General features: G+C 58.8%; 8 protein-coding genes and 1 pseudogene. 3 read left to right on the top strand and 6 right to left on the bottom strand.

The genetic code is table 11. The annotated features are described in order from the left end of the window. Positions 1–9: 9 nt before the first annotated feature. The 3 genes from ACM6I0_RS14830 to ACM6I0_RS14820 all read right to left on the bottom strand — a co-directional run bounded on the left by ACM6I0_RS14830 (position 10) and on the right by ACM6I0_RS14820 (position 2665). Entirely contained in the window at positions 10–384 is a 375-nt protein-coding gene (locus ACM6I0_RS14830; protein ID WP_414922680.1) for a response regulator transcription factor, read from the bottom strand. 103 nt (positions 385–487) lie between these two features. Further along, positions 488–1138 (bottom strand): response regulator transcription factor, encoded by a 651-nt coding sequence (locus ACM6I0_RS14825; RefSeq protein WP_414922679.1) that lies wholly within the window; start codon positions 1136–1138, stop codon positions 488–490. Positions 1139–1195: 57 nt separating this feature from the next. Then, positions 1196–2665 (bottom strand): sensor histidine kinase, encoded by a 1470-nt coding sequence (locus tag ACM6I0_RS14820; RefSeq protein WP_414922688.1) that lies wholly within the window; start codon positions 2663–2665, stop codon positions 1196–1198. A gap of 465 nt (positions 2666–3130) precedes the next feature. Between ACM6I0_RS14820 and ACM6I0_RS14815 the strand changes: the two genes are divergently transcribed. Together ACM6I0_RS14815 and ACM6I0_RS14810 are read left to right on the top strand one after the other, a co-directional pair. After that, positions 3131–4093: a LysR family transcriptional regulator gene (locus ACM6I0_RS14815; protein WP_414922678.1), complete on the top strand. Its 963-nt coding sequence runs from the start codon at positions 3131–3133 to the stop codon at positions 4091–4093. A gap of 31 nt (positions 4094–4124) precedes the next feature. After that, on the top strand, positions 4125–5570 hold the full coding sequence (locus tag ACM6I0_RS14810; protein ID WP_414922677.1) for a mechanosensitive ion channel domain-containing protein: 1446 nt from the start codon (positions 4125–4127) through the stop codon (positions 5568–5570). Here the strand turns inward: ACM6I0_RS14810 and ACM6I0_RS14805 are convergent. Beyond that, positions 5562–6581, bottom strand: coding sequence for a GlxA family transcriptional regulator (locus ACM6I0_RS14805; RefSeq protein ID WP_414922676.1), 1020 nt, complete (start codon positions 6579–6581; stop codon positions 5562–5564). The genes ACM6I0_RS14810 and ACM6I0_RS14805 overlap by 9 nt on opposite strands. Before the next feature lie 395 nt (positions 6582–6976). Between ACM6I0_RS14805 and ACM6I0_RS14800 the strand changes: the two genes are divergently transcribed. Further along, positions 6977–8131: a patatin-like phospholipase family protein gene (locus tag ACM6I0_RS14800; RefSeq protein WP_414922675.1), complete on the top strand. Its 1155-nt coding sequence runs from the start codon at positions 6977–6979 to the stop codon at positions 8129–8131. Positions 8132–8237: 106 nt separating this feature from the next. Here the strand turns inward: ACM6I0_RS14800 and ACM6I0_RS14795 are convergent. Together ACM6I0_RS14795 and ACM6I0_RS14790 are read right to left on the bottom strand one after the other, a co-directional pair. Beyond that, positions 8238–9044 (bottom strand): annotated as a pseudogene (locus tag ACM6I0_RS14795) (DUF1206 domain-containing protein); the annotation flags it as partial. A gap of 81 nt (positions 9045–9125) precedes the next feature. After that, the gene (locus tag ACM6I0_RS14790; RefSeq protein WP_414922674.1) at positions 9126–11372 is read right to left on the bottom strand and encodes a nitric-oxide reductase large subunit; all 2247 of its coding nucleotides are present in this window, start codon (positions 11370–11372) and stop codon (positions 9126–9128) included. Positions 11373–11685 lie beyond the last annotated feature (313 nt).

Here is an 11685-nt window from a genome sequence, read left to right as displayed (position 1 = left end):
GAACGGCTTTCAGGCGTGGCGAGTGAGGGCATCTTCGACGCAGGCCACGAGTTCGCAGCAAGGGAAGGGTTTTGGAAAATACGCGATGGGTTCAGGCGCTTCGGCGCTGACCCGCGGCGGTGAGCCCTGGTAGCCGGTGATGAAAATGACCGGGACCCGGATGCCCCTGGCGGATAGCTCGTCATACATTTGAATGCCCGACATGCCGGGCATTTGTATATCGGAGATGAGGCAGCCGGTGTCTTGTGGCGCGGCGGATGAAAGAAACGCTTCAGCGGTGGCATACACCCGTACCGTATAGCCGTGGGAGCGCAACAAACTGTCCAGGGCAGCTCGCACGGACTCGTCATCGTCAACAACGGAAACAACAGCGGTGTAGGACATTTCTATACCTGGGCTGATCTCGGGTAGCCCATCGAGGGCGCCCGTCATCATCGCAAGATACGCCGTCCTGACGCGCGGCGTACTATACGTGCGTATAGAAACCTTATTGAGTCTGGTTGAGGCCGAGCGCTTGTGCCATGCGCACCAGATCGGCAAAGGAGCGGGCGAACATTTTGCGCATGGCCTGACCGCGATGGATCTTGACTGTGATTTCGCTCAAGCCGATTTCGCCGGCAATCTGTTTATTCATCAGGCCCGACACCGCCAGCGCCATCACCGTTTGTTCTCTTGGCGTCAGCGTCGCGTAGCGGCCGCGTAGTTCATCGTTGCCACGCTCGGATTCGCGGCGCACTTTGTCCCGGGCATGGGCGGCGGAAACGGCGTCGATCAAGTCCTGCTCCCGAAAGGGTTTGGCCAGGAAATCTACGGCGCCAGCCTTCATTGCCCGCACCGTCATGGCGATGTCGCCGTGACCGGTCATGAACACAATTGGCAGGTTGATATTGGCCGCCACCAACTCGTGCTGAAAATCCAGCCCGCTGGTGCCCTGCAGCCGCACGTCAAGTACCAGGCAACTGGCAATATCGGGGCGCTGGTAGCTCATGAAATCGGCAACAGAACCAAACAGTTCGACCTGCAATCCGATGGAGCGCAACAAACTGCCGAGTGCCTCACGCAGCGGTGCATCATCATCGACGATGAAGACCAGCGGCTCATTGTTGACGACTTTGTTCATGGGGTGATGCTCGTTCATGGGGCTTCCATAGAGGGCGGTAGTCCTGATTCAGCAATGAGTGTCGGGTCGGGTGGTTCAGTTCGCGCCGCCGCTGGTCAGCAACGGCAATGCGAATTTGAACGACGTACCCTGGCCGACGGTACTGGTTGCCCAGATCCGCCCGCCATGAAAATCAATGATCGAGCGGCAGATGGACAGACCCATCCCCAGCCCGCTTTCCTTGGTGGTGAAAAACGGGGTGAACAGTGATGGCAAGACGTCGGCGGCGATGCCTGAGCCCTGGTCCGCCACTTCCACCACCGCCTCGTCGTCACTGATCCAGGTGCGCACATGCAACACGCGATCACGCACTTTCACCGCGCCCATGGCGTGGCAGGCGTTGATGATCAGGTTGATGATCACTTGCTGCATTTGTACCCGATCCACCTGGACTTGGCCAGAGAATGCCAACAGTTCGACTTGCGGGCTGATGTTGTGGTGCGCCATCTCTTGCTGGACCAGGCCCAGGGTCTCACTGACGATATTGTTGAGTGATTCCGGCTGGCGCAACGGATCGCATTTGCGCGACAGTGCCCTGATGCGGCTGATGACATCACTGGCGCGGCACGAACTGGCGATGATTCGATCCAGCGATTGCAGCGCTTCGTTCAGGTCTGGAACAGGCCGATCCAGCCAGCGTCGACAGGCTTCGCCGCTGCTGGTGATCGCGCTCAATGGCTGATTCACTTCGTGGGCAATCGACGCAGCGAGCTCACCCAACGAGGTGACGCGGGTAACGTGCGCCAGCTGCGCTTGAGCGCAAAAGAGCGCCGTCTCAGCCTCCTTGCTGGCGGTGATGTCCATGATCGCGCCAAGGTATTCGCAGCTTTCCTGCTGTTTAAACAGCGGGCTGGCAATCATGTGCACGTGTTTGATGCGACCGTCGGGCATCAGCAGCCGGTGTTTGATTTCGATCAGCGGCTCATGCCGGGCCGCCTTGGCAAACACTTCGTATACCGAGGCCAGATCATCGGGGTGGGTGCGCGCCACAACCATTGCAGCGGTCGGGGGTTGAGTCAGCGGGTATTCGAAAATCCGCGCCGATTCGTCCGACCAGGACATTTCTTCGCCGTCACCCCGAAAACCGACGCTACCGGTCTGGCTCAAGCGTTGGGCACCGATCAGGTAGACCTCGTTAAGACGCAGGCGGTCAGCCGCGTATTTGCTGCGCAGGGCCAGGAAAGTAATCGCTGACAGGGCGGTCAGGCAGCGGAAAAAACCGGTGGTCGAATCCCAGCGTTGATAACCGCCGTTGTAAAGAAACATCGCCGTCAGCAACAGGATGCACATCAGCGCAATGGAGATCACCGCGTTGATGGAGAACAGATTGGCCGCCATCAGTAACAGGGTGATGTAGAGAATCGTCGGAGCGAGGTCGGTGTGGGTCTCGGAATTGATCACCACGATTCCGCAGGCCACTACCAGTCCGATCAGCCATCCCAGGGCGTTGATCAACGGGTTGGGGCTGATGCTGATGGCGGCTTCGGCAGTCCTCAGGCTGGGCATGCGCGGCGCTGTGCCGAAGACGTTGCTGAAAAACGGCGGCGCTTTGCGCGCAGTGGCAGACCTGTTGTTTTTCATTGGGGTCATGCACTCCTGATTTCGAGGGGGCGGAGCATGGGGGCTATCGTAGAAGCAATCGTTCGCATCTGATAGGACATAAACCCCTGAAAAACAGCCACGCGGACTGTCGAACAGCCGCGAAGCTGCAGGAGAGCACGGCTTGCCGGCGATGGAGATTTCACGGGCGCCATCGCTGGCACAGGCAGTCCCGGATTTTTCATCGTTCCCATACTCAAGTATGAAACGGCACACCCATGGATGAATGGCCTGTCCTCAGGTAGGACATACGTCTGCCGGTCACCCGCATAACCTGTGCATACACCGCGAATCGCTACTCCGGATTGCTTGAAGGGGGGAGGTGAGACGCTATTTACCCAACCTCAATGGCCACATGGCCGGGCGGTTTCCATGATGAACAGAAATGACCTGCGTCGTGCTGACATCAATCTGCTGGTGGTCTTTGAGTCGATGATGCACGAACGAAATGTAAGTCGTGTCGGCGAGAAGCTGTTTCTCGGTCAACCGACCATCAGTAGTGCGCTCGGCCGTTTGCGTTTGATGTTCGACGATCCGCTGTTCATTCGGTCGGGCCGTTTGATGGAGCCGACATCCCGGGCGGAAGAGATTTTTTCCAACCTCGCGCCCGCGCTGGATGGCATCGCGGCGGCCCTGAGCCGGTGTCAGGCATTCGACCCCGGCACCAGCGAGGCGACCTTTCATATCGGTCTTTCGGATGACGTCGAATACGCGCTGTTGCCATCGCTGCTGCGTCGTCTGCGGATCGAGGCGCCGAACATGACGCTGGTGGTGCGCCGCGCGGATCACTGGCAGATGTCGCAATTGTTGGCATCGGGGGAAATATCCCTGGGCATCAGCCACACCCTGGAGCTGCCCGCCAACGCCCGGCGCAAAGGGCTGCGGCCAATACGCCCGATGCTGTTGCGTGCCGATTCGCAGTCCGGGGAGTTGGGGCTGGATGAATTCTGCTGTCGCCCCCATGTCGTGGTGTCATCAATGGGCAATGTCATTGAAGAGGCTGATCGCGCGCTGAGCCACCTCGGACGTCAGCGCAAAGTTGTGCTGACGGTCCCGCAGTTCAGCGCGCTGCCGATGCTGCTGGCCGACAGCGACATGATTGCCATCGTCCCGGATTACATCGCCCGATCCATGGCGATGATCGGCGGGTTGCGCGCCGAATTTGCCCCGCTCGATCTGCCGCAGCGAGAGCTGTCGATGGTCTGGCGCGGGGCGACGCATAACGATCCAGGTGAACGTTGGCTGCGCGCGCGGTGCAGCGCGTTTCTCTGCGAACAGGATGCTTCGCTTGCGCGACTGACGCCTGTCGAGCACTTCATTTCAGCGGTTGCCTGAAGCGAACAGATCCAGATATCCGGGAAAGACCATGCTCAATTTATTGCAAGCTCACCCTTTGATCATCGGCGCAGTCCTAATCCTGCTCGACTTGTCACTTTGGCATTGCCTGGGCATCACCCGGCCTGGCTGGCGAGTCTGCTCGCGGATTGCCCTGTTCGTGGCGTTCTGTTGGGTGCTGACGGCGGCAGGTATCAGCCCGTTGCAGCCGCCGTTATGGCCGGAGGATGCGATCCTCAACCTGATGGCGACCGTCCTGGGCATCGCCTGGTGGCTGTTTGCGGCCAGGACCCTGACGGTGATTTTGAGCAATGGCCTGACCTCGCGCGAAGGCCACACTTCGCGCCTGTTGCACGACGTGATCGGCGCTGCGATTTTCCTGATCGCCATTGTCGGGGCGGCTGCGTATGTCCTGCAGTTGCCGGTCAAGGGACTGCTTGCCACGTCGGGGGCGATGGCAATCGTCGTCGGCCTCGCGTTGCAAAGTACCTTGAGCGATGTGTTCTCGGGCATTGTGCTCAACACTACCAAGCCGTACGAACTGGATGACCGCATCTCCATCGACGGCACCGAAGGCAAAGTGGTCGAGATCGACTGGCGTTCAACTCACTTGCTGACAGACCTGGGCGCCATGGCGGTGGTACCGAATTCGGTGGCGGCGAAAGCCAAAATCCTCAACTTCAGCCGGCCCGGCAATGTGCATGGCGTCAGTATCGTCATGGCGATTCCGAGCACCGTGCGCCCGCGACAGGCAATCGACGCACTGGAAAAGGCCCTTCAAGGCACACGCGCCTTGCTGCCCGGATTTGCCCCCAAGGTCTCGGTCAAAAGCTCGCACCTGGAATACAACGAATATGAGCTCAAGGGCTTCATCGAATCGATGTCGCGCAAGACCGAAGTTCGCAACCTGATGTTCGACCTCGCGTATCGACACCTCGAAGCGTCCGGCGTCAATTGGGGAACGGCGGCGGACATTCAGACCTGGAGTCGTCCGCGACGCTTGCTGGAGGAGGTCCGGGTTTTCCGCTCGTTGAGCCTCGAAGATCGCGACCGGCTGGCCGGTCACATGACGACGGTGGACTACCAGGCCAATCAGGTGATTCTCGCTTTCGAGGAAGTGGCGGACTGCCTGATGGTCATTAGTACCGGCGTGATCTCGGCGTCGATCCATGACGGCGAGCGCTTCATTGAAGCCGCGCGAATGGGGCCAGGCGAAATCATGGGCGAGGAGGGCATTCTCGCGCAAGGTCGGTCACGGGCCGAGTTTCGCAGCATCACCAGCGGGCGCTTGTTCCGGATCGAGAAAGCCATGCTAGGCATGCATCTGGAACACTTCAGCGATCTGCAACTGGCGCTGGATAATTTGCAGCACCAGCGCGAAGACATTCGTGAATCGGTGGTCGCTAAGAAACCTGAACAGATCAAGCGAAGCGGCTTGCTCGGCTGGTTGCAGAGAAAACGCCTGGCGTCAGCGTGAGAACCGATTGCGGTATTCGCGCGGTGAAATCGAGAGATGGCGATGGAAGGTGTAGCGCATGCGCTCCTCATCGCCAAAACCACACAGCTGGGCGATCTGATCGATGTTGCGCTGCGAGTCTTCGAGCATCCGCCGTGCGGCTTCCATGCGAAACAGTTCGATGGCCTTTGCCGGTGTGCGGCCGATCTTGCGTTTGTAGACCCGGGCAAAATTGCGCTGGCTCATTTGCGCCTGGCGAGCCAGTGATTCAACGGTCAGGCTGGCGTCACTGAGGTTTTCGCTGATCCAAAGATGCAATGCGTCGAAGCCGGAGCTTTCGTCCATTTGCGATTGCAGCAACAGGCTGAACTGCGCCTGGCCACCGGGCCGCTTGAGAAACACCACCAATTCTCGCGCCACCTGCAACGCCACTTCGCGACCGCAATCAGCCTCCACGAGGGCCAGCGCCATGTCGATGCCGGTGCTGACGCCCGCCGAAGTCCAGACCGAGCCTTGCTGAATGAAAATGGCATCGACGTCGACGTCGATCGTCGGGAAACCGCTCTTCAGCATGTCGCACATCGCCCAATGCGTGGCAGCACGCAGCCCCTCGAGCAAGCCGGCCTGGGCCAGCAGAAATGTACCGCTGCACACCGAAGCGGTGCGTTTTGCTTTGACCGAAGCCTCGCGCAGCCAGTCCACCAGCGCGACGCCATCGATCATGGCCTGACGAATGTTCGGCGCGCCCGGCACGATCAAGGTATCGACACTGCTGTCATTGAACAAATGCAGGGCTGTCGTGTGCACCGACAGGCCTTCGGCGGTGGCGATCAATCCACCCTCGAGGCTGGCAGTGTGCAGCTCGTAACCCGCAAGTCCGCGTTCGTTCATGGCTTTAGAGGCCGCCCAGAACACAGTCTGGGCCCCCGTCAAATCCAGCAAGCCCATCTGCGGGTAAGCAAGAAATACCAGAATGCGCGGTAACGAAAGCGATTCGGTGGGGCGGAGGGGGTCGTGGACAATCGAATTCATGGGCGTTTCGAGGCTCGGTTTTCGCCTGCAGTGGCGTTGTTTCAGTGTGTCGGGAGCGAGGTGAAATAAATTCTCGGCGCAAGCTTGTCAAGTTGTCGCGATAACTAGTCTTCAAAACGATTATATAGAATTTTCAAATTTTTCAGCTGGCCGTTATTCGGGGTTATATGTCATATCGATTGCCCATGCCAGCCATTAAAATGCCAGGTTGGTTATCGATTCCGCGCCCATCCGGGTAAGCGCCTGAGAATCAAAATAATATCGCAGGAAACCTGTCTGTTCAGATGGTTAATGCGGCAGGCAATAAGCAGACGATTGTTTTTGGGGTGCGCTATTCTTCCTTCCATCTTGCTTCCCCACGATGTTGCCGATTTTTTTCCAGGGGATGTTTTGTTATGAGCGATCAGCCTTTGTGTCAGACATCGCGCCGCGTGCTGGTATTGATCATGCTCACCCTCGAACTGATGTTGAGCGGGTGTGGTTCGCTCAGTCGACCGATGATTGACACGGTTTCAACCCCCCAGCCGACTCGCCAGTTTTCTTCTCTGAAGCGCTTTCGTTTTGTGGCCGATAACGCCGAACAATCCATGGAGTTCATGCAGTCCTGGGAGGTAGATCGCGAAAAGGCCGGACGCACGAGCATCACGGCACTGGCCATTTCCGGAGGAGGCGCCAATGGTGCGTTTGGCGCCGGGGTTCTGGTGGGCTGGAGCCGCAGCGGTACTCGCCCTGAATTTGATCTGGTGACCGGCGTCAGCACCGGGGCATTGATCGCCCCGCTGGCCTTCGCCGGCAAATACTGGGATCCCCGTCTGATACAGGGTTACCGCAGCGTGGGCGCCACGCAATTGACAGAGCGCGGCCTTGGCATGCTGGCCCGACCGTCGCTATACAGCGGCGAACCGCTTGCCGAGCTCGTCGAGCGCTACACCAGTCCCGCGTTACTGCAGGCCGTTGCCGACCAGCATTGCCGGGGTCGCCGATTGCTGGTGGCCACCACCAATCTCGATACTCAGGAAACGCACATCTGGGACATGGGGGCGATTGCCCTGTCCGCCCGGGAACCCGGCAACGAGCAACAAGCCCTGGCGTTGTTTCGCACCATCATGACGGCGTCGGCCAGCGTCCCGGGAATCTTTCCGCCGGTACCGATTGCCGACGGTGAAACGTCGGAAATGCACGCTGACGGAGGAATCAACTCACCGTTCATGTTGCTGCCGGAAGCGCTGGTACAGTGGCAAATCAATCAACCCAGCCTGATGCCGGGCAAGATCTTCATCATCATCAACGCGCCAATGGCGCCCCGCAACAACCAGTTGAACGGCGGTGCAGTGGCGATCATGAGTCGATCGTTCGACTCACTCAGCCGGGCCAATTTGCGCATGCACCTGGCGATGGCCACCGCGTTTGCCCATCGCCACAACGTCCAGCTGCGCTACGCGGCGCTGCCCTCCGATATGGACGCTGATCCACTGGATTTCGGTGCTGCGCACATGGCCGGTCTGTTTGACCTTGGCGTCGCCAGCTACGCTGAATTGACGCCCTTGTAGGGCTGGCCCGGCGTTGGTTTATCGGTTCGGTGCCTGTGAAATTGCCATCGTTGGCAGGCCACCGCGTCAGGATTTGCGCGATGCAGACCCTTGCCTCGTAAGGCCAGACACGCGGGACTCCTGGCACATCCGTATTGATCTTGCGCCAGGCCGCTTCGACGAAGCTATAGACCGAAAAAGCGATCAGCCCCATCACCATCAAAATCACAGCACCGGCCGGCAGATTCTGCAGCGCATCGAGTGCGTTCTTCATGCCGGGCGGATCCATCGCCTTATAAGTCGAACCGCTGACGACCAGGAACAGGGCGATCTCCATAAACACCACGCCGCGGGCGATCAGACCGAACCGCGACACCGGACGCACATAGCGCATAACGTCTTCGTCAGCTTCAAAGTACTTTTCAAACGAGACCATCCAGCCTTTTGAAGAGGTGGGCGAGACCGACGCCGAGGGGGATGAGTGTGATGAGATACACCAGCAGATTCGAGTGCTCCTAGGACAGCAGGTGCGCGAGCAGATCCCTGGTTTGACTGCCACAGGAATCGCCTGAGCGCCTGATGCTGCCAATCAACAGGCCCGCCGCGAAAAAAGCCAGTGCGCCATTGATAATGCCTCCCGCCAGCAGGCCGGAACGGATCACCAAACTCTTTAACTGTGTACCGTGATGGTCAACGTCGCGGGTGGCTGCAGCACGTGCCGACCGGCAAAGGCAAGCAGCCCGACCACCAGCATCGCGACCAGAACATAGCCGAATGGCTGACTCAGCAAGGACTCAAGGCTTTTTTGGTTGTCCTTGGTTTTGGTCGAGTCTTGAGCGGCGAGCAAGGCAAAAGTACCGAAGATCAGGTAGAACACGCCCCGAGCGGCATAACCTCCGCGTGCGATGTCCGCCAGGCTTTGTTGCGCGGACATAAGGTCTGATTCCCGAAAGTAAATAAAGAAGCAGACCTGTCACGCGCAGAGGGGGCCAATAAAGGTCGGGGTGAAATCCATTCACCGCCGGGTCGTGAGGGCTGCCTCGCCAACCAGCGTTTTCGCCGACGTCTTGAGCAGACCACCGGTGATCTGTCCGATCACGGCAAAAGCGCCCACCATAAACACCACATCGCCGAAAGTTCGCATCCAGCGCAAGGTCTGCAACACGTCCTGCTGCATGAAAGCCTCGCTGCGCGCGTACCACAATCCCTGGCTAGCGCTGGCGTAAAACTGAAGCACACCGATCGGTAGCAGGCTGGTGAAGATCATCAGCATTAGGCCTGCATTCAACCACCAGAATCCGGTGTTCATGAGACGGTCATTCAGCCGCAGGTGCGGGCGGATGTAGCGCAGGATCAGCAAACCGAAACCCAGCGCCAGAAAGCCATACACTCCAAACAAAGCCGCGTGGGCATGGAGCGGGGTGGCGTTCAAACCTTGTATGTAGAACAGGGCGATCGGCGGGTTGATCAGGAAGCCGAAGACCCCGGCGCCGAGCATGTTCCAGAACGCGCAGGCGACAAAAAACTGCAAGGGCCAGCGCACGCGCTCCATCCAGGGCGCACGGTCGCGCAAACGCCAGTTCTCCCAGGCTTCATGGCCCAGCAGAATCAGTGGCACGACTTCCAGGGCACTGAAGGTCGCCCCCACGGCCATCACTGGCGTAGTGGTCCCGGAAAAATAGATATGGTGAAAGGTGCCGGGCACACCGCCAAGCATGAACAACGAGGCGGAAGCCAGTGTTGCCGTTGTCGCCAGTCTCTTCGAGACCAGGCCCATGGTGGTGAAGATAAAGGCCAAGGCGCTGGTGGCAAACACTTCAAAAAAACCTTCGACCCAAAGATGCACGACCCACCAACGCCAGTATTCCATCACGGACAGATGGGTGCGTTCGCCGTAAAACAGACCTGCGCCGTAGAACAGGCCGATGGCAACTACCGAACATGCCAGCAACGCCAGCAGGTTTTTATCGCCAGGGTTGCGTAGCGCCGGGACCATGGCGCGCAACATCAGCACGAGCCAAAAGACAATCCCGGCAAATTTTCCCATCTGCCACAGGCGGCCCAGGTCGACGTATTCGTAGCCTTGGTGGCCGAGCCAAAAACTCCACTCGGGCGGCAGCAACTGTGCGATGGCGAGAAAGTTGCCGCAGTAAGAGCCGATGATGACCACCACCAGCGCCCAAAACAGCAGGTCCACACCGAGCCTTTGGCCTCGGGGGTCTTTCCCGCCGTTGATGATCGGGGCGAGGAACAGCCCGGCGGCGAGGAAACCGGTGGCGATCCAGAACATCGCACTTTGCAGATGCCAGGTGCGCGTGAGGGAGTAGGGGAACCACTTCGACAGTGGAAGCCCGTAGAAATCCTGCCCTTCAACGGTGTAGTGGGCCGTCAACCCGCCCATCATCACCTGAAAACCGAAGAGTGCGCAGACGAGCAGCAGGTATTTGCCCAAGGCTTTCTGGGACGGTGTCAGGGCCACCAGACTGATGGGATCCTGAGCCGGGGCAACGGGTTCGACATCATCGTGCTTGCGCAGAAACGCCCAGGCCCACACAAGGAAACCGACGCCGGCAACCAGCACGATGACACTGACCATCGACCAGATGATGTTTTCAGCCGCCGGGGTATTGTCGATCAGTGGCTCGTGAGGCCAGTTGTTTGTGAACGTGCTGTTGTGGCCATCCCGCTCGGTTGCGGCGGCCCAGGCTGTCCAGAAGAAGAAACGAGTCAATTGCAGTCGGCGTGCAGGATCCGGCAGGGTGACCTCTTTCATCGCAAAGCTTTCGCGGCTGCCGTGCAAGGCTGGATCGCCGCCAAACAACGCGTTGTAGTAGCTAGCGGTCTGCTGGATCGCTTGGCTGCGTCGAGGGCTGAGCACCAACGTGCCGTCAATAACGCGATTGCCGCGGTATTCACGCTTGAGCTGATGGCGTAGCGATGCTTGCTGATCTTCATCAAGGTCAGCATAGGGGCTGCCATAACTGTCACCTGCCGCCAGATCGAGCCAGGCGACTAGCTCGCGGTGCAGCCAGTCGGCGGTCCAGTCCGGCGCCTGGTAGGCCCCATGACCCCAGATGGATCCGAGCTGCATGCCACCGACGCTCTGCCAGGCCGTTTGACCGTCGACAATGTCATCGGCTTGAAACAACGTGTGCCCATCGGTACTCAGTACACGTTCCGGAATCGGCGGCGCCTGACGATAGATCTCGCGTCCGAACCAGCCGAGCAGGCAGAACGTTATTCCCAGGATGCCGATCAACATCCACCATAATCTTCGGTATTCACCCATGAATCACCTCGGCTTTTCGCCTGATGGCAAATTGGACAGTCGCGGGTGAGCGCTTCTATCGTCTGCTGTTGTCAAATAAAAAAAAACGCTCTTTCGTAGAAAAGAGCGCTAAATCCGGTTTTGAAAGGAGCAACAAAACCGGGTGGAGATGAGTCGCTAAAAGGTGCGCCTACAGTAACGTGCATCAGTCCATGGAAAAGTGCGCGTTAACATTCATTGCTGAACCGTAGCTGTAGCTATTACCAATGTCGGCAACCCGGTGTTCACGTTCGCGCAAACGCTCTGC

It is taken from the genome of Pseudomonas sp. IT-P294 (assembly GCF_949767865.1).
Classification (GTDB): domain Bacteria; phylum Pseudomonadota; class Gammaproteobacteria; order Pseudomonadales; family Pseudomonadaceae; genus Aquipseudomonas.
Note: the sequence above shows the minus strand (reverse complement) of the source record. Positions and strands in the feature narration are given on the sequence as shown.